Source organism: Arenimonas sp. (genome assembly GCF_035721105.1).
In the GTDB taxonomy this organism is placed as follows: domain Bacteria; phylum Pseudomonadota; class Gammaproteobacteria; order Xanthomonadales; family Xanthomonadaceae; genus Arenimonas.
In genome coordinates this window covers 37,373-64,016 of the sequence record NZ_DASTNG010000029.1, presented here as the reverse complement: position 1 = coordinate 64,016, position 26,644 = coordinate 37,373, and the positions used below count along the sequence as shown (strand labels likewise).

25 protein-coding genes are annotated in these 26,644 nt (G+C 73.1%); 19 read left to right on the top strand and 6 right to left on the bottom strand.

Annotation, left to right across the window (positions count from 1 at the left end):
- The first annotated feature begins 1 nt into the window (after position 1).
- The 8 genes from imuA to VFQ84_RS03940 all read left to right on the top strand — a co-directional run bounded on the left by imuA (position 2) and on the right by VFQ84_RS03940 (position 9,751).
- Positions 2–610 (top strand): translesion DNA synthesis-associated protein ImuA, encoded by a 609-nt coding sequence (imuA, locus tag VFQ84_RS03975; protein WP_325129441.1) that lies wholly within the window; start codon positions 2–4, stop codon positions 608–610.
- A gap of 12 nt (positions 611–622) precedes the next feature.
- Positions 623–2,041, top strand: coding sequence for a DNA polymerase Y family protein (locus VFQ84_RS03970; protein ID WP_325129439.1), 1,419 nt, complete (start codon positions 623–625; stop codon positions 2,039–2,041).
- A 47-nt stretch (positions 2,042–2,088) separates the two neighbouring features.
- Positions 2,089–5,292, top strand: a complete 3,204-nt coding sequence (locus tag VFQ84_RS03965; protein ID WP_325129438.1) for an error-prone DNA polymerase — start codon at positions 2,089–2,091, stop codon at positions 5,290–5,292.
- An 84-nt stretch (positions 5,293–5,376) separates the two neighbouring features.
- Positions 5,377–5,589 (top strand): DUF1289 domain-containing protein, encoded by a 213-nt coding sequence (locus tag VFQ84_RS03960; RefSeq protein ID WP_325129436.1) that lies wholly within the window; start codon positions 5,377–5,379, stop codon positions 5,587–5,589.
- A 68-nt stretch (positions 5,590–5,657) separates the two neighbouring features.
- Positions 5,658–7,625, top strand: a complete 1,968-nt coding sequence (locus VFQ84_RS03955) for a S9 family peptidase (protein WP_325129434.1) — start codon at positions 5,658–5,660, stop codon at positions 7,623–7,625.
- Between the two features lie 57 nt (positions 7,626–7,682).
- Positions 7,683–8,195 (top strand): DUF4124 domain-containing protein, encoded by a 513-nt coding sequence (locus VFQ84_RS03950; RefSeq protein ID WP_325129432.1) that lies wholly within the window; start codon positions 7,683–7,685, stop codon positions 8,193–8,195.
- Between the two features lie 30 nt (positions 8,196–8,225).
- A complete protein-coding gene (locus VFQ84_RS03945) occupies positions 8,226–9,104 on the top strand; it encodes a DMT family transporter (RefSeq protein ID WP_325129431.1) in 879 nt (292 codons plus the stop codon).
- Positions 9,105–9,163: 59 nt separating this feature from the next.
- Positions 9,164–9,751 (top strand): hypothetical protein, encoded by a 588-nt coding sequence (locus VFQ84_RS03940; RefSeq protein ID WP_325129429.1) that lies wholly within the window; start codon positions 9,164–9,166, stop codon positions 9,749–9,751.
- A gap of 7 nt (positions 9,752–9,758) precedes the next feature.
- On the opposite strand, the gene VFQ84_RS03935 is transcribed toward VFQ84_RS03940, so the two are convergent.
- On the bottom strand, positions 9,759–10,490 hold the full coding sequence (locus VFQ84_RS03935) for a DUF4197 domain-containing protein (protein ID WP_325129427.1): 732 nt from the start codon (positions 10,488–10,490) through the stop codon (positions 9,759–9,761).
- A 99-nt stretch (positions 10,491–10,589) separates the two neighbouring features.
- Between VFQ84_RS03935 and VFQ84_RS03930 the strand changes: the two genes are divergently transcribed.
- The 3 genes from VFQ84_RS03930 to VFQ84_RS03920 all read left to right on the top strand — a co-directional run bounded on the left by VFQ84_RS03930 (position 10,590) and on the right by VFQ84_RS03920 (position 14,608).
- On the top strand, positions 10,590–11,324 hold the full coding sequence (locus tag VFQ84_RS03930) for an HAD family hydrolase (protein ID WP_325129425.1): 735 nt from the start codon (positions 10,590–10,592) through the stop codon (positions 11,322–11,324).
- Between the two features lie 31 nt (positions 11,325–11,355).
- The gene (locus VFQ84_RS03925) at positions 11,356–13,158 is read left to right on the top strand and encodes an acyl-CoA dehydrogenase (RefSeq protein ID WP_325129422.1); all 1,803 of its coding nucleotides are present in this window, start codon (positions 11,356–11,358) and stop codon (positions 13,156–13,158) included.
- Between the two features lie 91 nt (positions 13,159–13,249).
- Positions 13,250–14,608 carry a GGDEF domain-containing protein gene (locus VFQ84_RS03920; RefSeq protein WP_325129420.1) on the top strand — a complete coding sequence of 453 codons (1,359 nt, stop codon included), beginning with the start codon at positions 13,250–13,252 and terminating at the stop codon, positions 14,606–14,608.
- A gap of 4 nt (positions 14,609–14,612) precedes the next feature.
- Here the strand turns inward: VFQ84_RS03920 and VFQ84_RS03915 are convergent, their stop codons facing one another.
- Together VFQ84_RS03915 and VFQ84_RS03910 are read right to left on the bottom strand one after the other, a co-directional pair.
- Positions 14,613–15,374: a MipA/OmpV family protein gene (locus tag VFQ84_RS03915; RefSeq protein WP_325129418.1), complete on the bottom strand. Its 762-nt coding sequence runs from the start codon at positions 15,372–15,374 to the stop codon at positions 14,613–14,615.
- A 67-nt stretch (positions 15,375–15,441) separates the two neighbouring features.
- Positions 15,442–16,104, bottom strand: coding sequence for a TonB family protein (locus VFQ84_RS03910; protein ID WP_325129416.1), 663 nt, complete (start codon positions 16,102–16,104; stop codon positions 15,442–15,444).
- Between the two features lie 114 nt (positions 16,105–16,218).
- On the opposite strand from VFQ84_RS03910, the gene VFQ84_RS03905 reads away from it, so the two are divergent.
- Both VFQ84_RS03905 and VFQ84_RS03900 read left to right on the top strand, forming a co-directional pair.
- Positions 16,219–16,698 (top strand): copper resistance protein NlpE, encoded by a 480-nt coding sequence (locus tag VFQ84_RS03905; RefSeq protein ID WP_325129414.1) that lies wholly within the window; start codon positions 16,219–16,221, stop codon positions 16,696–16,698.
- The gene (locus VFQ84_RS03900; RefSeq protein WP_325129412.1) at positions 16,695–17,888 is read left to right on the top strand and encodes a class I SAM-dependent methyltransferase; all 1,194 of its coding nucleotides are present in this window, start codon (positions 16,695–16,697) and stop codon (positions 17,886–17,888) included. The genes VFQ84_RS03905 and VFQ84_RS03900 overlap by 4 nt, the downstream gene beginning before the upstream one ends.
- A gap of 18 nt (positions 17,889–17,906) precedes the next feature.
- On the opposite strand, the gene VFQ84_RS03895 is transcribed toward VFQ84_RS03900, so the two are convergent.
- Positions 17,907–18,677, bottom strand: coding sequence for a glucose 1-dehydrogenase (locus tag VFQ84_RS03895; protein ID WP_325129410.1), 771 nt, complete (start codon positions 18,675–18,677; stop codon positions 17,907–17,909).
- A gap of 315 nt (positions 18,678–18,992) precedes the next feature.
- Here VFQ84_RS03895 and dusA point away from each other — a divergent pair, with 315 nt between their 5' ends.
- The 5 genes from dusA (at position 18,993) to VFQ84_RS03870 (ending at position 23,578) form a co-directional block, all read left to right on the top strand.
- Entirely contained in the window at positions 18,993–19,991 is a 999-nt protein-coding gene (gene dusA / locus VFQ84_RS03890) for a tRNA dihydrouridine(20/20a) synthase DusA (RefSeq protein WP_325129407.1), read from the top strand.
- Complete coding sequence (locus VFQ84_RS03885) at positions 19,988–20,896, top strand: arginine deiminase-related protein (RefSeq protein ID WP_325129405.1); 909 nt, start codon at positions 19,988–19,990, stop codon at positions 20,894–20,896. The genes dusA and VFQ84_RS03885 overlap by 4 nt, the downstream gene beginning before the upstream one ends.
- 128 nt (positions 20,897–21,024) lie before the next feature.
- Positions 21,025–21,456, top strand: a complete 432-nt coding sequence (locus VFQ84_RS03880; RefSeq protein ID WP_325129403.1) for a hypothetical protein — start codon at positions 21,025–21,027, stop codon at positions 21,454–21,456.
- Between the two features lie 49 nt (positions 21,457–21,505).
- Positions 21,506–22,186: a response regulator transcription factor gene (locus tag VFQ84_RS03875; protein WP_034214380.1), complete on the top strand. Its 681-nt coding sequence runs from the start codon at positions 21,506–21,508 to the stop codon at positions 22,184–22,186.
- Positions 22,187–22,192: 6 nt separating this feature from the next.
- Positions 22,193–23,578, top strand: a complete 1,386-nt coding sequence (locus VFQ84_RS03870) for a sensor histidine kinase (protein WP_325129395.1) — start codon at positions 22,193–22,195, stop codon at positions 23,576–23,578.
- Positions 23,579–23,611: 33 nt separating this feature from the next.
- Here VFQ84_RS03870 and VFQ84_RS03865 read toward each other — a convergent pair whose 3' ends face one another.
- Positions 23,612–24,367: a M90 family metallopeptidase gene (locus tag VFQ84_RS03865; RefSeq protein ID WP_325129393.1), complete on the bottom strand. Its 756-nt coding sequence runs from the start codon at positions 24,365–24,367 to the stop codon at positions 23,612–23,614.
- 48 nt (positions 24,368–24,415) lie between these two features.
- A complete protein-coding gene (locus VFQ84_RS03860) occupies positions 24,416–24,658 on the bottom strand; it encodes a hypothetical protein (RefSeq protein ID WP_325129392.1) in 243 nt (80 codons plus the stop codon).
- A 169-nt stretch (positions 24,659–24,827) separates the two neighbouring features.
- Here VFQ84_RS03860 and VFQ84_RS03855 point away from each other — a divergent pair, with 169 nt between their 5' ends.
- Positions 24,828–26,639: a DegV family protein gene (locus tag VFQ84_RS03855; RefSeq protein ID WP_325129391.1), complete on the top strand. Its 1,812-nt coding sequence runs from the start codon at positions 24,828–24,830 to the stop codon at positions 26,637–26,639.
- The last annotated feature ends 5 nt before the right edge of the window (positions 26,640–26,644 follow it).

Sequence of the window (26,644 nt, the reverse complement as noted above, 5' to 3'; positions counted from 1 at the left end):
GGTGGGCGCCCTCGTTTCCCTCGACACGCTGCTGGCCGACCGCCGGCTCTGGCGCGGCCAGCCGACCGCGCGCCCTGCCGCGACCGAGCCCAGCGGCCACGCCGCGCTCGACGCCGCGCTGCCCGCCGGCGGCTGGCCCGAGGCCGCGCTGGTGGAGGTGCTGCTGCCGGCCGACGGCCTGGGCGAACTGCGCCTGGTGCTGCCCACGCTGGCCCGCCACACCGGCGCCGGTCGCGACATCGCCCTGGTGGCGCCGCCCTACGTGCCCAATCCGCGGGCCTGGCGTGCGGCCGGCGTCGACATCGCGCGCCTGCACCTGGTGTCGGCCGATGCGCGCGATGCGCTCTGGGCGACCGAGCAGTGCCTGCGCGCGGGCTGCCTGTCGGCGGTGCTGTGCTGGCCGCAAAAGGCCGACGACCGCGCGCTGCGCCGGCTGCAGGTGGCGGCCGAAAGCGGGCAGGCGCTGGTGTTCGCCTTCCGCGACGCGCGCGTGGCCGCGCAGCCGTCGCCGGCGGCGCTGCGGCTGCAGTTCGACGCCGGGCAGCTGCGCGTGCTCAAGTGCCGCGGCGGCCTGGCGCCGGCGCAGCCCGTTCCCTTCCCGCTGCACTGATGCGGGCGCGCCATGCTCTGGGCATGCTTGCTGCTGCCGCACCTGGCGCTGGACACCGTCCTTCGCCGCCACCCCTCGCCTGAGGCGCCGTTGGCCCTGGTCGGCGGGCCGCGGCCGCGGCGGGTGCTGTCGGCCGTGAACGACGCCGCGGCCGCCTGCGGCCTGCATCGCGGCCAGCCGGTGGCGGCGGCCGAGGCGCTGTGCGAAGGCGTCCGGCTGGTCGACGACGATCCGGCGCGGCTGGCGCGGGCGCGCGAGTTCCTGGCGGCCTGGGCTTATCGCTACAGCTCGCAGGTCAGCACCGCGCTGCCGGGCGCGGTGCTGCTGGAAGTGCAGGGCAGCCTGGGGCTGTTCGGGCCGTGGCCGCGGTTCGAGGCGGCGCTGCGCGAAGACCTGCGGGCGCTGGGGTTCCGGCACCGCATCGCGCTGGCGCCCAGTGCGGTCGGCGCCGCGGTGCTGGCCGCGCACCACGACGGCCTGGCGGTCACCTCGCACGATGCGCTGCGGCGCGCGCTGGCGGCGGTGCCGGTGGGGCGCGCGCGGCTGCCGGCCGGGGTGGCGCCGGTGCTGGCGCGGATGGCGGTGCGCACGCTGGGGCAGGTGTTCGCGCTGCCGCGGGCGGCCTTGGGCAAGCGCCATGGCGTCGGCCTGCTCGACCACCTCGACCGCCTGCTGGGGCAGGCGCCGGAGCCGCTGCCGCAGTACCAGCCGCCGGACCTGTTCGACGCCAAGATCGAGCTCAACCACGACGTCGAGAGTTCGCAGGCGCTGCTGTTCCCGCTGCGGCGGCTCACGGCCGATCTCGCGGCCTACCTGGCCGGCCGCGATGGTGGCGTCTCGCGCTTCGTGCTGCGCCTGGGCCACGAAGGTCGCGACGACACCGAGGTCGTGGTCGGCCTGCTGGCGCCGGAGCGGCAGCCGGGCATGCTGTTCGAACTCGCGCGCGGGCGGCTCGAGCGGGTCGCGGTGCCGGCGCCGGTGCGCACGCTGCGGCTGCTGGCGCGCGAGCTGCCGCCGTTCGTGCCGGCGGCGCGCGAGCTGTTCGAGGCGCGGCCGCAGCAGGCGGTCGACTGGCCGGCGCTGCGCGAACGCCTGCGCGCGCGGCTGGGCAACGAGTCGGTGTACGGCCTGGAGCCGGTGGCCGACCACCGTCCCGAGCGCAGCTTCCGGCCGCGCGAGGGCGTGGCCGAACCGGCGCCGACCGGCCCCGCCTTGCCGCGCCCGACCTGGCTGCTGCACCGCCCGATCCCGCTGCGCGACCCGTGCCCGCGCCTGCTGGCCGGCCCCGAGCGGATCGAAACCGGCTGGTGGGACGGCGGCGACGTGCAGCGCGACTACTACGTGGTCGAAACCTCGCGCGGCCAGCGCGCCTGGGCCTTCTGCGCCCCCGGCGAAACGAGCCCCCTCATGCTCCACGGCTGGTTCGCATGAAGCCCAAAGCGGAGCCCAAAGCGGTACCAGGTTCATTTTCTTTTTCGATGAGACAGTCTGGTGCGCGCCCACCAGGCTGTCTCATCGAAAAAGAAAATGAACCTGGTACCGCTTTAGGCTATGCGGAGCTGCACTGTCTCTCCAACTTCAGCTTCCTGCGGGGGGCGAGTTCGGCGAAGGAGCTGTTCGCGCGGGCGAAGGCGCTGGGCTACCGGGCGCTGGCGATCACCGACGAGGCTTCGATGGCCGGCGTGGTGCGGGCCTACGAAGCCGCGCGCGAAGCGGGCATCGCCATGATCACCGGCACCGAGCTGCAGCTCGAACGCGGGCCCAAGCTGGTGCTGCTGGCCGAGACCCTGGCCGGTTACCAGCGCCTGTGCCAGTGGATCACGCTCGGTCGCCGGCGCATGCGCAAGGGCGAGTACCGGCTCACGATGGCCGACCTGGCCGGCGACACCGGTGGCGTACTGGCGCTGTGGGTGCCGGATGCCGAACCGGTGGCGGCGCACGGCGCCTGGGTGGAAGCCAACTTCCCGTGCCGGTCCTGGCTGGCGGTGGAGCTGCACCGTGGCCCCGACGATGCCGCGCGGCTCCGGCAGCTGCGCGAGCTCGGCGCCACGCTGGGCCTGCCGCTGGTGGCCGCCGGCGACGTGCACATGCACGCCCGCGGCCGGCGCGCGCTGCAGGACACCGTCACCGCCATCCGCCACCGCTGCACGGTGCGGGCCGCCGGCGACCGCCTGTTCCCCAACGGCGAACGCCACCTGCGCAAGCGCGAGCTGCTGGCCCAGGTCTACCCGCCCGAGCTGCTGGCGGAAACCGTGCGCATCGCCGATCGCTGCAGCTTCGGGCTCGACCAGCTGCGCTACGAATACCCGCGCGAAGTGGTGCCCGAAGGCCACACCGCCAGCAGCTGGCTGCGCGAACTGAGCGAACAGGGCGCGCGCTGGCGCTGGCCCGCCGGCGTGCCCGGCGAAGTGCGGCGCAAGATCGACGCCGAGCTGGCCCTGATCGCCGACCTGCAGTACGAGTCCTATTTCCTCACCGTGCACGACATCGTCCGCTTCGCCCGCGGCCGCGGCATCCTCTGCCAGGGCCGCGGTTCGGCCGCGAATTCGGTGGTCTGCTACGTGCTGGGCATCACCGAGGTCGACCCGGCGCGGGTGGGCATGCTGATGGAGCGCTTCATCTCGCGCGAGCGCCGGGAGCCGCCCGACATCGACGTCGACTTCGACGCGACCCGGCGCGAGGAGGTGATCCAGTACATCTACGAACGCTACGGCCGCGAGCGCGCGGCGCTGACCGCCATCGCCACCACCTATTCGGGCCGCAGCACGATCCGCGACGTGGCGAAGGCGCTGGGCCTGTCGCCCGACCAGGTCGACCGGCTGGCGCGCACGCTGGGCCGCTGGGACAGCGCGCTGCCCGCCGAGGAGCGCCTGCGCGAAGCCGGCTTCGACCCGGACAACGCCACCGTGAAGCGCGTGCTGGTGCTCACCGGCCAGCTGCTGAACTTCCCGCGGCATCTGTCCCAGCATCCCGGTGGCTTCGTCATCTCCGACGCGCCGCTGCACACCCTGGTGCCGGTGGAGAACGCGGCGATGCCCGACCGCACCGTCATCCAGTGGGACAAGGACGACCTCGACACCCTCGGCCTGATGAAGGTGGACGTGCTGGGCATCGGCATGCTCGGCGCCATCGCCCGCTGCCTGCAGCTGCTGCGCGCCAGCGGCCGGCGCGACCTCACCGTGCAGGACATTCCCGCCGAGGACCCGGCGGTGTACGCCATGATCCAGCGCGCCGACACCGTGGGCGTGTTCCAGATCGAAAGCCGCGCGCAGATGGCGATGCTGCCGCGGCTCAAGCCGGCCTGCTACTACGACCTGGTGGTGCAGGTGGCGATCGTGCGGCCCGGCCCGATCGAGGGAAAGATGGTGCACCCCTACCTGCAGCGGCGGCAGGGACGCGAGCCGGTGGTGTATCCGTCGCCGGCGCTGGAGAAGGTGCTCAGCCGCACGCTGGGCATCCCGCTGTTCCAGGAGCAGGTGATGCAGATCGCCATGGTCGCCGCCGGCTACACGCCCGGCGAGGCCGACCAGCTGCGCCGCTCGATGGCCGCCTGGAAGCGCCACGGTGGCCTGGAGCCGCACCGCGAACGGCTGCTGGCCGGCATGCGCGCGCGCGGCTACGACGACGACTTCGCCGGGCGCATCTTCGAACAGGTCAAGGGCTTCGGCAGCTACGGCTTCCCCGAGTCGCACGCCGCCAGCTATGCGCTGGTCGCGTACGTGAGCAGCTGGCTCAAGTGCCATGAACCGGCGGCCTTCACCTGCGCGCTCGTCAACACGCCCACGCACATGGGCTTCTACACGCCCAACCAGCTGCTGCAGGAGGTGCGGCGGCAGGGGGTCGCGGTGCGGCCGGTGGATGTGCGCTTCAGCGATTGGGAGTGCACGTTGGAAAGCTTCGCGCCTGAAGGCGCTCCTACAGGCGCCCCCGTAGGAGCACCTGTAGGCGCGCCTTCAGGCGCGAAGCTTTCCCAGCCCGCGATACGGCTGGGCTTCAACCAGATCCTCGGCTTCCCCCGCCAAGCCGCCGAGCGCGTGATGATCGCCCGCGCCCGCGCGCCGTTCCGCCACCTCGAGGACCTGGCCCATCGCGCCGGCCTCGATCGGCGCGCGCTCGACCGGCTGGCCGAGGCCGACGCGCTGCGCGGCCTGGCCGGCCACCGCAACCGCGCGCGCTGGGCCGCCAGCGGGATCGAGGCCAGCCTGCCGCTGTTCGCCGGGCTCGAGGCCGCGCCCGAAGCGCGCGTGGCGCTGCCGCCGCCCACCGCCGGCGAGTCGGTGCTGGCCGACTACGCCAGCACCGGCACCACGCTGGGCCCGCACCCGCTGCGGCTGCTGAGGAAGCAGCTGCGGGCGCAGCGCTGCCGGCCCTCGCGCGAGCTGGCGACGCTGCCGCACGGCGTCCACGTCCGCCACGCCGGGCTGGTGACGCTGCGCCAGCGGCCGGGCACGGCCAAGGGCGTCACCTTCGTCACCCTCGAGGACGAGGACGGCAGCGTCAGCGTGGTGGTGTGGCAGGACCTGGGCGAACGCCAGCGCCGCGAGTTGGCCAACGCCCGCCTGCTGGCCGTCGACGGCCGCTGGGAGAAGGTGGACGGCGTCAGCCACCTGATCGCCGGCCGGCTGCACGATTTCTCGCACCTGATGGGCGCCCTCCAGGTGCCCTCCCACGACTACTACTGAGGCAAAAAAGGGGTCAGCGTCATTATTCGTTTGAAACAAATAATGACGCTGACCCCTTTTCGCAGCTGGGCGTAAGCTGGTTGCGTGGACAAGACCCCGCCGCTGCCCGAGTCGCCCTGCGTCCGGAGCTGCTGCCTGGACGACGCCGACGTCTGTATCGGCTGCGGGCGGCACCTGGACGAGATCCTGCGCTGGGGCGCGGCCGACGCCGGCGCGCGGCGGGACATCCTGGCCCGTGCGGCGGCCCGCCGCGCCGCACGCCCGCGACCCCACTTCCGAGACCCCGGCCCGGCGTGACCTTCGGGCGATTGGGCAGCGCCCGCCGCCCGGCGTAGAGTCGGCCCACCACCCACCGGAGTCCCGCCATGTCGCTCGCCCGCCGCACTGCGCTTCCGCTCGCCATCACCCTGGCCCTGTCGCTGGCCGCCTGCCAGCCGGCGCCCGCCCCGGCCGAAGGCGAGGCCGCCGCGCCCGCCGCCGCCGCCGAGGCCGTCGCGCGGCCGTCGAAGCAGTACGCGATCGAGGACTTCGTCGCCTCCACCGGCGTCAGCGGCGCCTCGTTCAACGCCGACGAAACCCGCCTGCTGTTCTCGTCCAACCGCCGCGGCGTCTGGAACGCCTATTCGATGCCCGTCGCCGGCGGCGAGTGGACCGCGGTGACCGACTCGGACACCGACAACAGCTATGCCGTCGCCTATTTCCCCAACGACGACCGCGCCCTGGTCACCCGCGACCAGGGCGGCAACGAGCTCGACCACCTCTACGTGATCGAAGCCGACGGCAGCGAGCGCGACCTGACCCCGGGCGAGGACCTCAAGGCCGGCTTCCTCGGCTTCAGCGCCGACGGCCGCGCCTTCCACGTCATCACCAACGAGCGCGACCCGCGCTACTTCGACGTCTACCGCTACGACAGCGCCAGCTACGAACGCACCCGCGTCTACGAGAACACCACCGGCCTGGAGCCCTCGGTCGTCTCGGGCGACGGCCGCTGGCTGGCGCTGGCGCAGTCGAACACCACCAACGACAGCGACCTGCACGTGGTCGACCTGGCCACCGGGGAATCCACGAAGGTCTCCCAGCACGAGGGCCAGGCCGCGTTCAACGCCCAGGACTTCAGCCCGGACGGCCAGTGGCTGTACTACACCGCCAACGACCAGGGCGAGTTCGCGCAGCTGCGGCGCGTGAACCTCGCGACCTGGGCGCACGAGCCGGTGCAGTCGGCCGACTGGGACATCGTGGCCGCCTACTTCTCGAAGAACGGCAAGTACCTGGCCGTGGCCACCAATGTCGACGGCAGCACCCGCGTGAAGCTGCACGACGCCGCCACCGGTGCCGAGCAGCCGCTGCCGGCGCTGCCGGCCGGGGAGATCCGCGGCCTGCGCATCGCCGACTCCGAGACGAAGATGGCCTTCTACCTCAACGGCGACCGCCAGCCCAACGACCTGTACGTGCTCGAGTTCGGCGGCGAGCCGAAGCAGCTGACCACCTCGCTCAACCCGGCCATCGACCCGGCCGACCTGGTCGACTCGACCGTCGTGCGCTTCACCAGCTTCGACGGCATGGAGATCCCCAACATCCTCTGGAAGCCGCACCAGGCCACGGCCGAGGCCCCGGCGCCGGCCCTGGTGTGGGTGCACGGCGGCCCGGGCGGCCAGACCACGCGGGCGCACTCGGCGGTGATCCAGTACCTGGCCAACCATGGCTATGTGGTGCTGGGCATCAACAACCGCGGCAGCTCGGGCTACGGCAAGACCTTCTTCGCCGCCGACGACGGCAAGCACGGCCGCGAGCCGCTGTGGGACACGGTGGAGGCCAAGAAGTACCTGCAGACCCTCGACTACGTCGACGACGACAGGATCGGCATCATCGGCGGCAGCTACGGCGGCTACATGGTGCTGTCGGCGCTGGCCTTCCAGCCGGGTGAGTTCAAGGTCGGCGTCGACATCTTCGGCGTCGCGAACTGGATCCGCACGCTCGAGTCGATCCCGCCGTACTGGGAGTCCTTCCGCGAGGCGCTGTACGTCGAGGTCGGCAACCCGGAGACCCAGCGCGACTTCCTGATGGCGACCTCGCCGCTGTTCCACGCCGACAAGATCAACGTGCCGCTGATGGTGCTCCAGGGCGCCAACGACCCGCGCGTGATCAAGCCCGAGTCCGACGACATCGTCGCCGCGGTCCAGAAGAGCGGCGTGCCGGTCGAATACGTCGTGTTCGACGACGAGGGCCACGGCTTCAGCAAGAAGAAGAACCAGATCGAGGGCTACGGCCGCATCCTGGCCTTCCTCGACAAGTACCTGCGCGACGGCGCCGCGACCCCGCCGCCGGCGCCCTGACTTTCGCCGCGCGGGGGCACGGGGCACACTGGCCCCGTGTCCCCCGGGAGTGAGCCGATGATCCGCCTGCCGTTCCTGTTCGTCCCTGGCCTGGCCGCGCTGCTGCTGGCGCCGCCGGCCGGGGCCGAGTCGCTGTACAAATGCACCGGCGAGAAAGGGGCGGTGAGCATCCAGTCCGAGCCCTGCCCCAAGGGCATGACCCAGGTCTGGAAGCGCGACACCGCCCCCGACCCCGAGCCGACCCCGGAAGCGCGCGCGGCCCAGGCCGCCGCGGCCGAAGCCGAGGCCGCCCGCGCCGCCGAGGCCGCCCGCCTGGCCAACCTCGAGCGGCTGGCCGAGCAACTGGCCCGCGAGGAGCAGGCCCGCGCCGCCGCGGCCGCCGCCCCGGCCGAGCGGCCCGCCACCAAGAGCGAATGCACGCTCGCCCACGATTTCCAGGACGCCACCCGCGACATGGATTGGCTCGAGCTCACCCAGTCGCAGCGCGAGCGCATCCGCAGCTGGGTGATCCGGACCTGCCGCGACCCGGACGCCCCGGTGGCCCCGGTGACGGAGACCACCGGCACCTGATCCGCGCCCGCCATGCCCCACAATACGGGCATGGAATCGAAGACCAACCTGCGCGGCATCGTCGCGATGCTGCTGGCCGTGGGCCTGTTCTCGCTGATGGACGGCGGGCTCAAGCACCTCTCGACGCACTATCCGCCGATGCAGGTGGCGGCCATCCGCGGCCTGTCGTCGCTGCCGCTGGTGCTGGCCTGGGTGCTGGCCACCGGCGGCGCGCTGGCGCTGCTGCGCATCCGCTGGCCGCTGCACCTGCTGCGCGGCGCGCTGTCGATCGTGATGCTGGCGGCGTTTGCCTACGCGCTCAAGCGCATGCCGCTCACCGGCGCCTACACCCTGTTCTTCGTCGCGCCGCTGATGATCACCGCGCTGTCGGTGCCGCTGCTGGGCGAGAAGGTCGGGCCGCGGCGATGGACCGCGATCTTCGTCGGCCTGCTGGGTGTACTGGTGGTGCTGCGCCCGACCGGCGAGGGCGTGGTGACGCTGGCCGGGCTGGCGGTGCTGGTGTCGGCCAGCGCCTATGCGCTGTCCTCGATCCTGGTGCGGGTGCTGCACCGGACCGACAGCGGCCAGAGCATGGTGTTCTGGATGCTGCTGATGACCGGCGCCGGCGCCGGCGCGCTGGCGTGGCCGGACTGGGTGCCGCTGCAGGCCGGCGATGCCTGGGTGATCGCCGGCGTCGGCTTCACCGGCTTCCTGGGCCAGGTCGCGATCACCGAGGCCTTCCGCAGCGGCGAAGCCTCGGTGGTGGCGCCGTTCGAGTACAGCGCGCTGGCCTGGGGTCTCGGGCTGGACTGGCTGATCTGGCAGGCGCTGCCCGACGGCGGGACGTTCGCCGGCGCCGGCATCATCGTCGCCAGCGGCATCTACCTGATCCGTCGCGAGCGCATCCACGCCGAAGCCGAGCATCCCTGAGGGGTGGCAGCCCGGCGCGGGGCCGCTATGCTGGCGGCATTGCCTCCAGGATCCACGCCATGACGCCCGTTTTCCGCGCCGCCCCCGGACTTGCCCTGCTGCTGGCGGTGGCTGGCTGCAGCCGTGAAGCCCCGGCGCCGGTCGAAGACGCGCCCATCGTGGTGACCGCGCCGGCGCCGGCCGGTCCGGACTGGAGCCGCTGCCATTTCCCGGGCCTGGCGCTGCCGGTGCCGGGCAAGCTGTTCGTGGTCGACGGCGGCCTGCCGGGCGAGGACGCCGAGCCGGGCCGCGAAACCATCCGCCGGGTCGAGGTGCAGGTGCCCGGCGAGATCGCCCTGCTGCTCACCGCGCCCGATGCCAGCGCCTGGGCCGTGCGGGTGTCGCCGGACACCCGGGTCACCGCCATCTTCGCCAGCGGCGACCAGCCGCAGCGCATCACCGGCCAGGGCCTGGGGCCGTCGCGGCTCGAGCGCTCGGTGGCGATGGGCGACGACTGCGGCCGCTACTGGTTCGGCAGCGCGCCGGGCGCGTCGCTGGACGAGGCGGTGCAGGCCGTGTTCGGCCGGCGCCACGATGCGGTCTACACGCTCGTGGCGGGCCAGGTGATCATCGGCGGCAGCGAATTCCAGCCCGAACCCGGGCTCTGATCGGGCCTCAGCGGCTGCCGAACACTTTCCTGAGCAGTTCAGTGGAGCGCTGCGCGGGGTCCTCGCGGATTTCGCGCTCCTGTTCGGCCACGACCTCGAACAGCGCGTCCAGGGCCTCGTCGGTGACGTAGCGGTCCAGGTCCACCGCCTCGCCGCCGCCCAGCGCGTTGATCAGTCCGCTGTTGCGGCCCACCACGGCCTTGTAGCGCTGGGTGACGCCGGCCTCGGCGGTGGCCTCGCTGACGATGGGCAGGAATTCGGCCCGCAGCCGGTCCTCGGTGACGCGCCGGAAGAAGCGGGTGCCGGCGTCGGGTTCGCCGCGGACGATGTCGAGCGCGTCGCGCACCGTCATCTCGCGCACGGCGTCGGCGAACACGTCGGCCGCCAGCGGCACGGCTTCCTCGGCGGCGCGGTTCATCGACAGCTCGAAGGCATCCACCTGCTTGCCGGCGCCCAGCTGGCGCGCCGTGTCGGTGAGCTTGCGCAGCTGGCCCGGCGCGCGGATGCGCAGGCGCTCGTCGCCGTAGAAGCCGTCGCGCTGCCCCAGCTGCAGCACCGCGCGCTGCACGCCCTGGGCCATGGCCTCGCGGATGCCGCCGGCGGCGTCCTGTTCGGTGACGGCGCTGCCGCGGCGGTCGAAGCTGCGCTTGAGGCGGTCCTTCCAGTCCTCGGCCTGGGCGGTGTGGACGGTGCCGGTGGCGAACACCAGCAGGGCCAGGGCGGTCGCGGCGAGTTTCATGGCGGGCTCCTCGGGGGGCGTCTGGCGGCCATCATGCCGCATCGCGGCGGCGGCGGCGCGCCGGTAGACTGCGCGCTTCCGCGACCCTGGCACCCCGGCATGATCGAACTCATCGGCTTCGACGGCGACGACACCCTCTGGCACAGCGAGGACTACTACCGCGACGCCAACCGGGCCTTCGAGGCCATCGTCGGGCGTTACGTCGACCTGGCCGACGCCGGCCTGCACGACCGCCTGCTGGCGACCGAGCGCGCCAACCTCAAGCTGTTCGGCTACGGCGCCAAGGGCATGACGCTGTCGATGCTGGAAGCGGCGTTCGAAGTGACCGGCGGCCGCATCGAGGCCGCCGACCTGCATCGCATCGTCGGCATAGGCAAGCAGGTGATGACCCATCCGGTGGCGCTGCTGCCGGGCATCCGCGCGGCGGTCGAGGCGGTGGCGGCCGAGTGCCCGGTGGTGCTCGTGACCAAGGGCGACCTGTTCCACCAGGAAGCCAAGGTCGCCGCCTCGGGCCTGGCCGACCTGTTCCACCGGATCGAGATCGTTTCGGAAAAGGATGCCCGCGCCTACACCCGCGTGCTGTCGGAGTTCGGCATCGCGCCGACGGGGTTCGCGATGGTCGGCAATTCGCTGCGCTCGGACATCGAGCCGGTGGTGCGCCTGGGCGGCTGGGGCGTGCACATGCCTTACCACGTCACCTGGGCGCATGAGCTGGAGAACGGCCTGGAGCCGGCGCACCGCGAACGGGTGGCGACGGTGGACGCGCCCGCCGGCATCCCGGCCGCGGTCGCGGCCCTGCGCGAGCGCGCCGCGGCGACGCCCGCGGGTTGCTAGGCTTCAGGCTTCGCTCCGCCGGACCCGACCCATGACCACGCCGCCTCCCTTCGACCGCCGCGACCTCGACTTCCTGCTGCACGAGGTCGAAGGCGTCTCCGCGCTGTGCCGGCACCCGCGCTTCGCCGAGCACTCGCGCGAAACCTTCGATGCGACGCTCGATGCCGCCGCCGAGCTGGCGCTGGCGAAATTCGCCAACCACAACCGCGCCTCCGACGAGCACGAGCCGCGCTTCGCCGATGGCCGCGTCGAGATCCTGCCGGCGGTGAAGCAGGCGCTGGACGCCTATGCCGAGGCCGGCTTCAGCGCCCTGCTGGCCGACGCCGGCGAGGGCGGCATGCAGCTGCCCTACACCGTGGCCCTGGCCTGCGACGCGATGTTCGCCGCCAGCAACGTCGCCACCGCCGGCTACGCGCTGCTGGCGCGCGGCGTCGCCAACCTGCTGCAGGCGCACGCCACGCCGGAGCAGTGCGCGCGCTACCGCACGCCGATCCTGCAGGGCCGCTTCCTGGGCACGATGTGCCTGAGCGAGCCGCAGGCCGGGTCCTCGCTGGGCGACATCCGCACCCGCGCCGAGCCCGCCGGCGACGGCAGCTATCGCCTCACCGGCGCCAAGATGTGGATCAGCGGCGGCGAGCACGACCTGTCGGAGAACATCGTCCACCTGGTGCTGGCGCGGCTGCCGGACGCGCCGCCCGGCGTGAAGGGCATCAGCCTGTTCATCGTCCCGAAGTTCCGCGTCGACGCCGACGGCAGGCTTGGCGCGCGCAACGACGTGCAGCTGGCCGGCGTGAACCACAAGCTGGGGCAGCGCGGCATCGTCAACACCTTCCTGAAGTTCGGCGAGCGCGGCGATTGCCACGCCGAACTCGTCGGTGCGCCGCACCAGGGCCTGGCCCAGATGTTCCACATGATGAACGAGGCGCGCATCGGCGTCGGCGTCGGCGCGATCATGCTCGGCAGCGCGGGCTACCGGTACGCGCTGCAGTACGCGCGCGAGCGCCGGCAGGGCCGGCATCCGGACCAGAAGGACCCGGCCTCGCCGCCGGTGGCGATCATCGAGCACGCCGACGTGCGCCGCATGCTGCTGCAGCAGAAGGCGCGGGTGGAGGGCGCGCTGGGCCTGGCGATGCACGCCGCCACCCTGGTGGACGCGCACGGCCACGACCCCGACGCCGGCGAGCGCGCCGACGCGCATCGCTTGCTTGAACTGCTGACGCCGGTGGTCAAGGCCTGGTCCGCCGATGCCTGCCTGGAGGCGAACGACCTCGCCATCCAGGTGCTGGGCGGCTACGGCTACACCCGCGAGTACCCGGTGGAGCAGTGCTGGCGCGACAACCGCCTCAACCCCATCCATGAGGGCGCCAACGGCATCCAGGCCCTGGACCTGCTGGGCCGCAAGGCCATGATGGAGAACGGCGCCGCCCTGAAGCTGCTGCTGCGCGCGATCGCCGCCACGGCGGCGCGTGCCGGCACCGACCCTGCGCTTGCCGACCACGCGCTGGCGCTTACCCGCGCCGCCGCGCGGGTGGCGCGCACCACCGCGACCCTGGGCGAGGCGATGGCCCGCGGCGAGGTGCGCCTGGCCCTGGCCAACGCCTCGCGCTACCTGCGCCTGGTGGGCCACGTCGCCATCGCCTGGACCTGGCTGCGGCAGGCGCAGGTGGCCAGCGCGGCCACGCCGGCGTCCGCGGCGGACCGCGATTTCTACGCGGGCAAGCTGGCGGCCTGCCGCTGGTTCTTCGTGCACGAGCTGCCGACCATCGAACACGACGCCGCGCTGCTGGCGGCGCTGGACCGCTGCGCCCTGGACACGCCGCCGGACGTGCTGTGACCGGCGCGGGCGCGCTGGTCGGCACGGTTCGGCTGGGCTAGTCTGGCGTCAAAGTCCCGCAAGGGGAGTCGACTTGCCCGAAACGCTGCGATTGCCGCCAAATCCACGCGTCCTGCGCGGCCTGCGCCGGTTCGCGCGTGCCGCGGGCGTGTTCGCGGTGGTCGTGCCCCTGGTGGTGCTGCTCGGCTGGGCGATTGGCAACGAAACGCTCAAGTCCCTGGTCCCGGGCCAGGCCACCATGAAGATCAATACCGCCATTGGCCTGGCGCTGTGCGGACTTGCGCTGCTGGCCTGCCAGGGGCGGCAGCCGCGGTTCCCGCTCTCGGGCCTGCTGTCGCTGGCGGTGCTGCTGTTGGGCCTGGCGATTGGTTTCGAGTTCGCCACGGGCGTCAGCCTGGGGATCGACACGCTGTTCCATCCCGATGGCCAGGCGTTGGTGCGCGGGCGCATCCCGGGCCGGATGTCCGAGCTGACGGCAACGTCCCTGGTCCTGCTTGGGGTGTGCGGCCTGGCGGTGTGCAGCGAGCGCGGGCGCACGCTGGCGCAGGCCGCGGCGTTGCTGGTGGTGCTGATCGGGCTGTACGCGATGTCCACCTTTGGCTACCAGGTCGGCTCGCGCACGCAGGTGACGCCCTTCTTCCCGGTGGCCATCCACACGGCGATGGTGCTGCTGGTCTTGTCGCTGGGCTGGCTGGCCGCACGGCCCGAGGAAGGCCTGATGCGCGTGTTGTCGGCCGACAGCCTGGGCGGCGCACTCGCGCGGCGGGCCCTGCTGCCGTCGCTGCTGATCCCGAGCCTGCTGAGTTTCCTGGCGCAGCGCCTGCTGTCGCACGAGCTGCTGTCGCCGCAGGCCACGCTCACGTTGCTGGCGGTGGCGTCGGGCAGCGTCGTGGCCTGGCTGGTCTGGTCGGTCAGTACGCTGATGGACCGGATCGAGGGCGAGCGCCGGATGGTGCGCAGCCTGCGCGAGGACGCCAACACGGACCCGCTGACCCGGCTGGGCAATCGCCGTGCGTTCCAGGCGGCGATCGATGGCCTGGCGCGGCAGCGTCGCGAGGAGGACCGGGCGTTCTCGCTGCTGATGATCGACGTCGACCGCTTCAAGGCCTACAACGACAGCCACGGCCACCCGGCCGGTGACGAGGTGCTGCGCCTGGTCGGCCGGGCGCTGCAGGCGGCCCTGCGGCCCGGCGACGTGGCGGCGCGTTACGGCGGCGAGGAGTTCACCGTGCTGCTGCCCGGCATCGACGGCGAGCGCGCGCTGCGGGTGGCCGAGCGCATCCGCCAGGACCTGGAGCAGACGGCCTGGCCGTACGAGCCGGTGACCGTGAGCATCGGCGCCGCCCAGGCGGCACGCGACGAGGCGCCCGACCACCTGGTGGCGCGTGCCGACGCCGCGCTCTACCAGGCCAAGCGCGACGGCCGCAACCGCGTGGTGCTGGACGCCTGAGCGCTTACTCCGGCGAGTAGCCCAGGCCCAGGAAGATCGACGTGGGGTTGTCGTCGCCGACGATCGGGCTGTTGCTGATCTCGGTCGGCAGCCAGGCGTGGCTGGCGCGCGCGAACAGGGTCCAGCGCGGGCCGAGCTTGCGCTGCACCAGCAGCGACAGGTCCGGCGTCACCGCCGCTTCGCCGCGGTAGGCGGCGCGGCCGGGCAGGGCTTCGCCGGCGCGCACGCCGTAGTAGTAGTCGATGATGTCGTCCGACTGCCACTTGGCCGACACGCCCGGGACGAAGGTGAAGCCGCCGGCGCGGAACAGCCCGTTCCAGGACAGCGCGGCCTCGTAGCCGCCGCTGCGGTCGAGCGCATCGGCCGACACCGCCGCTTCGACCACGCCGACCTTGTCGATGGTCCAGGCCGAGGCGATGCCCAGGTCGAGCGAGAACTTGCGGTCGGCCATGCCGGCCAGGAAGGCGGAATCATCGGGGTCGTAGCCGTCGGTGCGGACCTGGGCGAACACCGCCAGCTCGTGGGTGTCGGTCTCGCGCAGGCGCCAGCCGCCGCGCAGGCCGCGCAGGTAGGCGCGCTCGCCCTCGAAGCGCACCAGCGGCACCACCAGCAGGCCCTCGTCGAGGCCGACGTAGGGCGCGTCGCGGTCCGCGGCCAGCACGCCGTAAGTCCAGCGCGGCGGCGGCGGACGCGTGTCGTCGGCCGACTGGGCCAGGACGGGCGCGGCGGCGAGGAGCAGGGCGCAGGCGATCAGGGGCTTGTTCATCGGGGGGCACCGGTTCGGGGATCGCCCATTGTGAAGGCGAACCGTCGAACCGGCGTGAGCGCCTCGTTCAGGGCAGGTCGAAGCCGATCGGCACCAGCGCGTAGGCCCGGATCGCCCGGCCCTGGTGGGTGGCCGGGTGGAAGCGCCACTTCGCCAGCACCTGGTCGCGGGCCGCGCGGTCGAGCTCGCGGTGGCCGCTGCTGGTCTCGATCACGACCTCCTGCGGCCGGCCCTGTTCATCGACCAGCACCCGCAGCAGCACGGTGCCGGTGGCGCCGCTGCGCAGGGCCTGGCGCGGATAGCGCGGGGCCGGGTAGACGTCGTAGGCCAGGGTGGCGACCTGCGGCGTGCCGATATCGAAGCTGTCTTCGACCGGCGGGCCCGGATCGACGTCGTAGGCCGGTTCGCTGCCGACCTCCACCACCGGCGCGGGGTCGACCGCCACCGGCTGCAGCACCGGCTGCGGGCTGGGATCCGGACGCGGACGCGGCCGTTCGATCTGGGTCGGCGGGGCGGGCATCACCTCGATTTCCACCGGCGGTACCCACGTGGGCAGCACGGTCATGGGCTTCGGTTCCGGCTTCGCCGGCGGCGTCCAGGTGCTGGGCACCAACAGCACCGCGAACACCGCCGCGTGCAGGACCAGGGCGAGGGTGTTGCCGGCGATGCGCTTGGCATCGACGGCGGCGAACGGCGAGGGCTGGGGCTGGGGCAGGCTGTGCGTGACCATGGGGCACCTCTGGGTTGGGCTGGGCACAGCCTTCAACGACCGGGCCCGGGCAACGGGGTTACGAGGGTGCGCCGGCAGTGAGAAGCTAGACGGGCGTCCCCACTGGAGCCCGAGATGACTGCCCTGCGTTTCCGCCGTTCCGCCGGCGCGGCCCTGCTGCTGGCCGGCCTGTTGGCCGCGACCGGCTGCGATCGCGCGCCCGACGGCTCGGTCTCGCGCCTGCCCACGCCGGCCGATCCGGCGGCGGACGCCGCGCCGGCCGAGGCTTTCGAACGCACCTGGCTGGGCGTGCTGCCCTGCGCCGACTGCGATGGCATCCAGACCCGGCTGCAGCTGCGCGCCGATCCCGACGGCGCGCGCTACGTGCTCGAGGAAACCTACCTGGGCGGCAGCGGCGAGAACCGCTTCGTGCAGGAAGGCGACTGGCGCGAAGAGGGCGCGGTGATCCAGGGCCAGCCGGCCGAGGTCTACCGGCTCGATCCCGACGGTCCGGGCCGCTGGTTCTGGGTGCAGCCCGACGGGGCGCTGGAGATGCTGGAGGCCGAAGGGCGTCCGGCCGTCGACGGCCTGGCCTTCCGGCTGCAGCGGATTTGAACGGCGGGGTCGACCTGGCCGACCTGCGCGCGCAGGCCGAGCGCCTGTGCCTTGATCCGGTGCTGCGCGAGGCGGTGTGGCGCCACGCGGCGGACCTGCCGCCGGGCGTCGGGCCGGAGCGGCTGAGCCTGCGCATCCATCCCGACGACCAGATGCTGGCGCACTCGCTGGCCCATCATCGGGAGGCGAACGCGTCCTTCGGCCAGTACTTCAACGTGGCCTTGCAGCAGTACCACGCGGCCCGGCAGGTGATGGCGGGGCTGTTCGGCGCGGACGCGGGCCAGGCCGAGGTGCTCGACTTCGCCTGCGGCTTCGGCCGGCTGCTGCGCTTCCTGTCGCTGGTGCAGCCGCCGTCGCGGCTGCTGGCGGCCGAGATCCAGCCCGAGGCCCTGGCCTTCGTGCGCGAGGCCTTCGGCGTGGCCGGGGTGGCGTCGCCGGCCGATCCCGCGCGGTTCGAGCCCGGCCGCCGCTTCGACTTCATCTGGGTCGCCTCGCTGTTCTCGCACCTGCCGCCGGCGCTGTTCGAGGGTTGGTTGCGGCGCCTGCACGGCTGCCTCGCGCCGGACGGCGTGCTGTGCTTCAGCGTCCACGACGCCTGCCTGCTGCCGCCGGCGCAGGCGATGCCGGACAGCGGCTGCCTGTTCTTCCCGCAAAGCGAGATCGCCGACCTCGACACCGCGGTCTACGGCACCACCTACGTCACCGAAGCCTTCGTCGCCGCGACCATCGCCCGGACCTGCGGCGCGGACCACGGCTACCACCGCATCCCGCGCGGCCTGGCGCACGAGCAGGACCTTTACCTGGTGGCGGCGGCGCCGGGCCGCGACTACGGCGCGCTGCAGGCGTTCCGGCGCGGTCCCTGGGGCTGGGCCGACGAGCGCCGGCGCCTGCCGGACGGCACGCTGTACCTGCGCGGCTGGGCCGCGTCGCTCGACGAGGGCGCCCTCGATGCGGTGGAGGCCAGCGTCGACGGCGTGGCCTTCGATTGCTGCACCGGCGGGCTGCGCGAGGATGTCGCGCAGGTGCTGGGCGATGCGCGGCTGGCCCATTCGGGATGGGAGTTCCGGCACCGCCCGGCGCCGGGCGAAGGTCCGGTGCGGGTGGTGGTCAGCGCGCGCTCGCGCCGGGGCGAACGCGCCCTGGTGTTCGCCGGCCACTTCGCGCGCCCGCCGGCCGACGGCGCGGCCTGAGGCGGCGCGCGCCCCGCGTTAGTGCGCGGTGTAGCCGCCGTCGATCACCAGCTCGCTGCCGGTGATGAACTTCGACTCGTCCGACGCCAGGTAGACCACGCCCCAGGCGATGTCGTCGGGCGCGCCCAGGTGGCCCAGCGGATGCAGCGCGGCCACGGCCTCGCGCGCGGCGGCGGGGTCGGCGAAGCTGGCCTTGAGGTGGCCTTCCACCATCGGCGTCCAGATGAAGCCCGGGTGGATCGAGTTCACCCGGATGCGGTCGGGCGCGTAGATCATCGCGTCGGTCTTGGCCATCAGCCGCACCGCGCCCTTGGAGGCGTGGTAGGGCGGTGAATCGGCGGCGCCGACCAGGCCGTAGATGGACGAGAGATGGATGATGCTGCCGCCGCCGGCGCGCCGCAGGTGCGGGATGGCGTGCTTGGTGCAGAAGAACACCCCCTTCACGTTCACCGCCTGCACGCGGTCCCACTCGGCCTCGGTGATTTCGTGGGTGGGCTTGTTGACGCCGGCGATGCCGGCGTTGTTCACCAGCGCGTGCAGGCCGCCGAACGCGGCGACCGCTTCGTCGATGGCGGCTTTCACCGCGGCCTCGTCGGCGACGTCCACGTGCCAGTAGCTCGCCCGTGCGCCGCGTGCGCGCAGCGCGGCGGCCAGCGCCTCGCCTTCGGCATCGTGCAGGTCGAACAGCGCGACCGCGGCGCCTTCGTCCGCCAGGCGCTCGGCGCAGGCCTTGCCGATGCCCAGGGCGGCGCCGGTGATGACGCAGGTTTTTCCTTTCACGCGATCCATGGCCGGTCTCCTGGGGTGGGAGGCCCAGTTTGCACCGCTTCGGCCGCGCCGCTTTGACCCATGTCAGCCGGCGCGCGGGGCGTGCAGCTGATCCAGGTCAGGGACGACGCGGTCCGGAAGGGCCAGCATGGGTGCCGGGTCGCCCCGCCGGGCGGCCACCCGCTCCCGGAGGACCTGCGGCATGGACATCTACTGGAACGACTTCGGCTCGCACCTGCCCAGCGGCGCTTCCGCCTGACGACCGACGCCGGCGGCGAACCCGTGCCGGGCTGAGGCGTGGGCCCGCCGGGACCGGGCCGCCGGTAAACTATCGCGATGATCCCGCTGCCCGCCCCCGAAGCCACCCGCCTGACGGTGGCGCCGATGATGGACTGGACCGACCGGCACTGCCGCGTCTTCCATCGCCTGCTCGCGCCCAATGCGCGGCTCTACACCGAGATGGTGCACGCGCAGGCGGTGATCCACGGCGACCGCGACCGGCTGCTGGGCTTCGACCCGATCGAGCACCCGGTAGCGCTGCAGCTGGGCGGCAGTGACCCGGCGCACCTGGCCGAGGCCTGCCGGATCGGCGCCGACTGGGGCTTCGACGAAATCAACCTCAACGTCGGCTGCCCGTCGGACCGGGTGCAGGCGGGGCGCTTCGGCGCCTGCCTGATGCGCGAGCCGCGCCTGGTGGCCGAGTGCGTCGCCGCCATGGCGGCGGCCGCGCCGGTGCCGGTGACGGTGAAATGCCGGCTGGGCGTGGACGAGATGGAGGACTACGGCGTCTTCCTCGCCTTCATCGACACCGTCGCGGCGGCGGGCTGCGCGATGTTCGTCGTGCACGCCCGCAAGGCCTGGCTGCAGGGCCTGAGCCCGAAGGAGAACCGCGAGATCCCGCCGCTGCGCTACGACTGGGTGCACCGCCTCAAGCGCGAGCGGCCCGGGCTGCGCATCCTGCTCAACGGTGGCCTGGCCACGGTCGAGGACAGCGTGGCGGCGCTGGACCACGTCGACGGCGTGATGATCGGGCGCGCCGCCTACCACGAGCCCTATCGCCTGCACCTGATGGACCAGGCGATGTTCGCGCCGGGCGCACCGCCGCGCAGCCGCGCGGAACTGCTGCGTTCGCTGCGGCCCTACATCGAGGCGCAGCGCGCGCGCGGCGTCGCGCTCAAGCACGTCAGCCGGCATTTGCTGGGCCTGTTCCACGGCCAGCCGGGTGGCCGCGCGTTCCGCCAGGTCATCAGCGAAGGCGCGCCGCGGCCCGAGGCCGGCTGGGAGCTGATCGAGCGCGCCCTGGCCATGACCGTGCGCGCCGGGCACGCGGCGTGATCACCCGCGACGTCGCGGCCTTCGTCGCCCACGCCCGCGCGCTGGCGCCCGACTTCGGCCCGGCCTGCGCGGCCGCGGCCTTCCTGGTCACGCCCGAGGGCTTCGCGCTGGCCGCGCAGTCGGCCAGCGACAACGCCTACATGGACCTGTCGCGGACGGTCGATCCGGCGCGCGCGCTGGACCAGCACCGCGCCCTGCAGCGCGCGCTGTCGGACGACCTGCCGGTGGTCGCCTTCCCGGGCGATCCGGCCGCGCCCGACGGCCTGTTCCCGAACAACGTCTTCGCCACCGCGCCGGGGCGCCTGCTGGTTGGCCGGATGCGCCACCCGGTGCGCCAGCGCGAGGCGGAGCGCGCCGACATCCGCGGCTTCTTCCGGGCCATGGGCCGCGACGAGATCGACCTGCGGACCCAGCCCGGCCTCTGCGAGCTGACCGGCTCGGTGGTGATCGACCGTGCCCGCGGCATCGCCTTCGCCGGCCTGGGCGAGCGCTGCGACGAAGCCGGGGCCGCCGCCCTGCATGCCGCCCTGGGCCTGCGCGCCACGCTGCTGTTCGACCTGGCGCCGGGCGAGTACCACGCCAACGTGGTGATGAGCGTGCTGGCCGGCCGCGCGCTGGTGGTCTGCCCGGACGGCTTCGCCGATCCCGGCGTGGCGACCGCGCTGGCCGCGCTCTACGCGCCGGCCGTGGTCGTGCTCGACGCGGTCCAGAAGGCGGCGTTCGCCGGCAACTGCCTCGCGCTGGCGCCGAAGCGCGCCTGGTTCAGTGCGGCCGGCGCCGCCGCGCTGCGGCCGGACCAGCGCGCCGTCCTCGCCGCCGCCGGCCTGGCGGTGGCCGCGGTGCCGCTGGATGAAATCGAGAAGGCCGGCGGTTCGTTGCGCTGCTGCGTGGCCGAAATCTACTGAGTGCTGAACCAGCCCCGCGCCAAGTAATTGAAGGGATTAGGGTTCAGATCGGATTCACTGCCTCCCGCCCAGACTTCGCCGCATGGTCCGGCTGGCTAGCGGACCCCCTTGGAGCTAGTATCCCGACGATGCCGACCGTCCTTCGCCCCCTGCTGCTGCTGGCCGCCCTCGCGGTCGTCGCGCCCGTGCAGGCCCGCGAGGACGAGGCCCCGCGCCCGAGCCAGGACGAGGCCCCCCGCCCGAGCCAGCGTGAAGACGCCGGCGCGCGCGTGCGCCAGGTCGAGCGCGACGGCGGCCGGGTGCTGCAGGCCGAGCCGATGCAGCGTGGCGGCCGCCAGGTCTATCGCTTCAAGGTGCTGACGCCCGAAGGCCGGGTCCGCGTGCTCGATGATGCCCGCGGCCGCGAACCGGCCCGCCGCGACACCCGCTTCGATCGCTCCGAGCCGCCGCGCCCGGGTACCCTGATCCGCGAACGCCCGCGCGTCCGCAGCACCGAACCCGCTGCCGACGAAGCGCCCCGCCCCCCGCGCCGCGACGAAGTTCCCCGCGAGCGCGACTGAACCCGTTTCGCCTGCCCGCGAGGGTCGGCCCCTGTCGAAAGGAGACGACATGCGCGTACTGCTGGTCGAGGATGAAGCCCCACTGCGCGAGACCCTGGCCGCGCGACTCAAGCGCGAGGGTTTCGCCGTGGATACCGCCGGAGACGGCGAGGAAGGCCTGTACCACGGCCGCGAAGTGCCCTTCGACATCGCCGTGATCGACCTGGGCCTGCCCAAGATGTCGGGCATGGACCTGGTGAAGGCGCTGCGCGCCGAGGGCCAGAAATTCCCGATCCTGATCCTGACCGCGCGCTCGAGCTGGCAGGACAAGGTCGAAGGCCTCAAGTCCGGCGCCGACGACTACCTGGTCAAGCCCTTCCACGTCGAAGAGCTGCTGGCCCGCATGAACGCCCTGCTGCGCCGTGCGGCCGGCTGGTCCAAGCCCTCGCTCGACTGCGGCCCGGTCAAGCTCGACCTCTCGGCCCAGACGGTGACCGTCAACGGCGTCGGCGTCGACCTGACCAGCTACGAGTACAAGGTGCTCGAATACCTGATGCTGCACGCCGGCGAACTGGTCTCCAAGGCCGACCTCACCGAGCACATCTACCAGCAGGACTTCGACCGCGACTCGAACGTGCTCGAGGTCTTCATCGGCCGCCTGCGCAAGAAGCTCGACCCCGAGGGCGAGATCAAGCCGATCGAGACCGTCCGCGGCCGCGGCTACCGCTTCGCCATCCCGCGCGACGAGTAAGCCGCCTTGCGCGGCTGGCGCACGCTATCGCTGCAGGCCCGACAGCTGCTGGCGGCCAGCCTCGCGCTGGTCGCCTTCCTCGGGCTGACCGGCTATGCGCTCGACCGCGCCTTCGTCGACACCGCCCAGAACGCCCTGCGCGAACGCCTGGCCGACCTGGCCAACGGCTACCTGTCCGGCAGCGAGCTCGACCGCAGCCGCGCCTTCATCTCGCCCGAGACCCCGCCCGACATCCGCTTCATGATCCCGGGCAGCGGCCTTTACGCCAGCGTGCGCGGCGACGGGCTGCGCTGGGAGTCGGCGTCTTCGCTGGGCCGGTCGCTGCCGCCGGTGGCCTTCCTCGAGCCGGGTGAACGCCGCTTCGAAGGCCCGCTGCGCATCATCGACGCGCGCGGCATGGAGAACAGCGTCTACGCCTATTCGATCGGCGTCATCTGGGAATCGGCCGGCGACTTCCGGCTCACCTTCAGCGTCTACGAGGACGCGGCCCAGATCCAGGACCAGGTCAACGTGTTCCGGCGCGCGCTGTGGGGCTACCTCGGCCTGGCCGCCGGCCTGCTGCTGATGGTGCAGGTGCTGGTGCTGCGCTGGAGCCTGCTGCCGCTGCGCAACGTCGAGCGCGAGCTGGCGCGCGTGCGCAAGGCGCAGAGCCAGCGCCTGTCCGGCCGCCACCCGCGCGAGCTCGAGTCGATCACCGAGTCGATCAACAACCTGATCGAATCCGAGCGCAGCCACCTCGAGCGCAGCCGCAACACCCTGTCCGACCTGGCCCACAGCCTCAAGACGCCGCTGGCCGTGCTGCGCTCGCGCCTGGACGCCGACGCCAGCCTGCCCGAGCTGCGCGCCGACGTCGCCGCCCAGGTGCAGCGCATGAACGAGATCGTGTCCTACCAGCTCTCGCGCGCCGCGCGCAGCGGCCACGCGCTGTTCGCCGCGCCGATCGAGATCGAGCCGCGGGCCGAGGAAATCGTGTCCGGGCTGGAAAAGGTCTACGTCGCCAAGGGCGTGCTGTGCGAGTTCGAGATCGATCCCGCCGCGCGCTTCCACGGCGAACTCGGCGACCTGCAGGAGCTGATGGGCAACCTGCTCGAGAACGCCTTCAAGTGGGCGAACAAGCGCGTGCTGCTGCTCGTGCAGGTGGAGCCGGCCGCAGCCAACCAGCGCCCCGGCGTCAGCTTCATCGTCGACGACGACGGCCCCGGCATCCCGGAGGACGCGGTCGAGCGCCTGCTGCAGCGCGGCGTGCGCGGCGACGAGCGGGTGCAGGGCCACGGCATCGGCCTGTCGATCGTGCAGGACATCGTCGCCGCCTACCGCGGCCAGCTGCGGGTCGAGCGCGCGCCGGAACTGGGCGGCGCCCGCTTCCACGTGCGCATCCCGCCGGCGTTCTGAGCCGGACGGGGTGGGGCGGCCGCGCCCGCGGGCTCAGGCGGCCGGAATGGGCGAGTCGCCGTAGAAGCGGCGCAGGTGCGACGCCACCGCCGGCATTTCCGCGGCCAGCAGCGCCGGCGCCGAGAAGTGGTATTCGCTGGTGACCGCGAAGAATTCCTCGGGCGCCTCGGCCGCATACGGATCGATCGGCGTGTCCTCGCCCGCGTCCACGCGCGCGCAGAAGGCCTCGTAGGCGGCCTGGAAATCGCGGGCCCACTCGCGCTGCCAGGCGGCGGGCAGGGGCGGGGTGCCGTCCATCGCGCCGTCGAGCGCATCGAGCTTGTGCGCCATTTCGTGCACGACCAGCTGGAAGCCGGCCTCGGGCGCGGCCAGGTCGGCCTCGATGTCGTCCCAGGACAGCACCAGCGGGCCCTGGTCCCAGGCCTCGCCGGCCAGCTCGTCCTCCCACTCGGCGACCACGCCGGTGTCTTCGTCGTGGTGGCGGCGGTGCACGCGGAAAGCGCCCGGGTACACGACCACCTCGGACCAGCCGCGCAGGCCCTCTTCACCGAACTCCAGCAGGGGCAGGCAGGCCAGCGCGGCGAGTCGTCGCTGCTGCACCGGCGACAGCGCCAGGCCGTGCACGGGCGTGATGGCCTTGCGCGCCAGGAAGCGCGCGACCAGGGCCAACAGGCGGTCGCGGCGCGCCGGCGCCAGCCGCGCCAGGAAGGGCAGGTCGGCCAGCAGGGCGGCCGCGTCGTCGGCGGACAGCGCGGGCGGGGCGGGCAGCAGGCGGCGGAGCAGCGACATCATGCCCGCAGGGTGCGGGCGCGACGCGGAACAGGCAAGCGGTCGGGCTTAGCGGAACATGCCCGGCAGCAGGCTGTGCCAGCGCGGGCCGCTGCGGGTGCTGCTGCGCGGACGCACCGGCGCCGGCGAACCCGGGCGCGCGGTGGCGGTGGTGGAGCCTTCCGCGGTGGTCGGCGCCTTGCCGGTCGCCGGCTCGGCCTTGGTGCAGCCCGGGGCTTCCGACTCGGTGGGGACCGGTTCGGCGGCGAGGGCGGCCGGCGCGGCCAGGGCGAGGCTGAGGGCAAGCAACATGCGGACCATGGTGTACACCTGCGTTCGGGGACGTCCCTTGGGATGCCGGGGCGGACCAAAAGGTTGCGGACCCGGATTCTAACCCCGTTCGTGCGCCGTTGCCCGCGGGGTCGATGCCGCGGTGCAGCATGGCCGTCGGCGCGGGTTTTACGGCAGACTCCGGCAGCCCATGAACGTCGCCTTCGTCGAAACTCCCCGCCCGCTGATCCGTGGCCCCGCGCTCCGCCGCGCCCTCATCGCCGGCGCCCGCCGAGTCATCGCCCAGCGCGAGCAACTCAACAAGATCAACGTCTTCCCGGTCCCCGACGGCGATACCGGCAGCAACCTCGCCTTCACCCTGGGCGGCGTGCTGGCCGGTGCGCTGAGCCGCCGCACCCAGGGCGCGGGCGACCTGCTGCGCCGGGTCGGCGAGGACGCGGTGGACGGTGCCCGCGGCAATTCCGGCGCGATCCTGGCGCAGTTCCTCACCGGGGTCGCCGAGGCCGCCGGCAGCGCCCGCGCGCTCGAGCCCGAAGCCCTGGCCCGCGCCATCCGCGCCGGCGCCCAGTCCGCGCGGCAGGCGCTCTCGGAGCCCCGCGAAGGCACCATCATCAGCGTCATCGCCGCCTTCGCCGAGGCGCTGGAGCATCCCGGCGGCGGCGACCTGGGCGACTGGTTCCGGCGCGCGCTCGAGCACAGCCGGCGTGCGCTGGCCAACACGCCCAACCAACTGCCGGTGCTGGCCAAGGCCGGCGTGGTCGACGCCGGCGCGCAGGGTTTCGTCGACCTGCTCGAGGGCATCGATGAGTTCATCGCCTCCGGTGCCGTGGACGCCGTGGGCGTCGCCGACGAGCGGCCGGCCGACCTCGAGGCGGCCGAAGGCCACGGCGAAATGGCCGATGCCGATCCCGCGCACCGCTGGTGCAGCGAATGCCTGCTGGTCGGCGAAGGCCTGGACCGCGCCGGCCTGCGCGCGGCGATGGGCGAACTGGGCTCGTCGTGCGTGGTCATCGCCGGCAGCACCTCGCGGCTGCGGCTGCACGCGCACGTGGCCGATCCGAGCCGGATGTTCGAAGTGGCCGCCCGCTTCGGCCGCGTCGAGGGCGCCAAGGCCGACGACATGCACGCCCAGGCGCGCACCGCGGCCGGCGCGGTGGCGGTGGCCGTGATCACCGACAGCGCCGCCGACCTGCCCGAGGCCGAGATGCAGCGGCTGAACATCCACATGGTGCCGGCGCGGGTGAATTTCGGCGACCAGGACTACCTGGACAAGGTCGGGCTCTCGACCGCCGAGTTCTATCGCAAGCTGCGCACCGAGCTGGTGCTGCCGCGCACCAGCCAGCCGCCGCCGGGCGATTTCCGGCGCCAGTTCGAGTTCCTGCTCTCGCACCACCGCGAGATGGTCTACGTGGGCCTCTCGCGCGCCATCTCCGGCACGCTGCAGTCGGCCGAAACGGCGGCCCAGCGCGGGCATCCCGAGCGCACCCACGTCTTCGACACCGGCAATGCCTCGGGCGGCGAAGGCCTGCTGGTGCTGCGTGCGGCGGAAATGGCCCAGGCCGGCGCCGACGCGCCCGCGATCCTGGCCGAGCTGGCGCGGCTCAAACCGCTTACCCAGACCTGGGCGCTGGCGCGCGACATCCGCCACGCCGTGCGCGGTGGCCGCATCCCGGCCTGGGCCAAGCCCCTGGTCGACTGGCTGGGCCTGACGCCGATGGCGAAGGTGAAGCCCACCGGCCGGCTGGGCGTGGTCGGCGGCCTGTTCGGGGCCGCCCACCAGCCCGAACGCTTCGGCCGCTACGTGGCCAAGCGGGTCGGCCGCGGCCAGCGCCTGCGCGTGATCGTCGGCCACTGCGACGCGGCCGCCGACGGCGAGCGCCTGCTGGCGACGCTGCGCGCGGAGCTCGACGTGGCCGAGGGCTGGCTGGTGGAAACCGGCTCGGCGATCGGTGCCCACGCCGGCCCGGGTGCGCTGGTGGTGTCGGTGCAGCCGATGGCCTGACGGTT

What these genes read in the sequence shown, in the direction of transcription:
- VFQ84_RS03970 (WP_325129439.1), top strand. Translation starts at nt 623, where the DNA reads ATGCTCTGGGCATGCTTGCTGCTGCCGCACCTGGCGCTGGACACCGTC.
- VFQ84_RS03965 (WP_325129438.1), top strand. Translation starts at nt 2,089, where the DNA reads ATGAGACAGTCTGGTGCGCGCCCACCAGGCTGTCTCATCGAAAAAGAA.
- VFQ84_RS03955 (WP_325129434.1), top strand. Translation starts at nt 5,658, where the DNA reads ATGTCGCTCGCCCGCCGCACTGCGCTTCCGCTCGCCATCACCCTGGCC.
- VFQ84_RS03950 (WP_325129432.1), top strand. Translation starts at nt 7,683, where the DNA reads ATGATCCGCCTGCCGTTCCTGTTCGTCCCTGGCCTGGCCGCGCTGCTG.
- VFQ84_RS03945 (WP_325129431.1), top strand. Translation starts at nt 8,226, where the DNA reads ATGGAATCGAAGACCAACCTGCGCGGCATCGTCGCGATGCTGCTGGCC.
- VFQ84_RS03940 (WP_325129429.1), top strand. Translation starts at nt 9,164, where the DNA reads ATGACGCCCGTTTTCCGCGCCGCCCCCGGACTTGCCCTGCTGCTGGCG.
- VFQ84_RS03935 (WP_325129427.1), bottom strand. Translation starts at nt 10,490, where the DNA reads ATGAAACTCGCCGCGACCGCCCTGGCCCTGCTGGTGTTCGCCACCGGC.
- VFQ84_RS03930 (WP_325129425.1), top strand. Translation starts at nt 10,590, where the DNA reads ATGATCGAACTCATCGGCTTCGACGGCGACGACACCCTCTGGCACAGC.
- VFQ84_RS03925 (WP_325129422.1), top strand. Translation starts at nt 11,356, where the DNA reads ATGACCACGCCGCCTCCCTTCGACCGCCGCGACCTCGACTTCCTGCTG.
- VFQ84_RS03915 (WP_325129418.1), bottom strand. Translation starts at nt 15,374, where the DNA reads ATGAACAAGCCCCTGATCGCCTGCGCCCTGCTCCTCGCCGCCGCGCCC.
- VFQ84_RS03910 (WP_325129416.1), bottom strand. Translation starts at nt 16,104, where the DNA reads ATGGTCACGCACAGCCTGCCCCAGCCCCAGCCCTCGCCGTTCGCCGCC.
- VFQ84_RS03905 (WP_325129414.1), top strand. Translation starts at nt 16,219, where the DNA reads ATGACTGCCCTGCGTTTCCGCCGTTCCGCCGGCGCGGCCCTGCTGCTG.
- VFQ84_RS03895 (WP_325129410.1), bottom strand. Translation starts at nt 18,677, where the DNA reads ATGGATCGCGTGAAAGGAAAAACCTGCGTCATCACCGGCGCCGCCCTG.
- dusA (WP_325129407.1), top strand. Translation starts at nt 18,993, where the DNA reads ATGATCCCGCTGCCCGCCCCCGAAGCCACCCGCCTGACGGTGGCGCCG.
- VFQ84_RS03880 (WP_325129403.1), top strand. Translation starts at nt 21,025, where the DNA reads ATGCCGACCGTCCTTCGCCCCCTGCTGCTGCTGGCCGCCCTCGCGGTC.
- VFQ84_RS03875 (WP_034214380.1), top strand. Translation starts at nt 21,506, where the DNA reads ATGCGCGTACTGCTGGTCGAGGATGAAGCCCCACTGCGCGAGACCCTG.
- VFQ84_RS03865 (WP_325129393.1), bottom strand. Translation starts at nt 24,367, where the DNA reads ATGTCGCTGCTCCGCCGCCTGCTGCCCGCCCCGCCCGCGCTGTCCGCC.
- VFQ84_RS03860 (WP_325129392.1), bottom strand. Translation starts at nt 24,658, where the DNA reads ATGTTGCTTGCCCTCAGCCTCGCCCTGGCCGCGCCGGCCGCCCTCGCC.
- VFQ84_RS03855 (WP_325129391.1), top strand. Translation starts at nt 24,828, where the DNA reads ATGAACGTCGCCTTCGTCGAAACTCCCCGCCCGCTGATCCGTGGCCCC.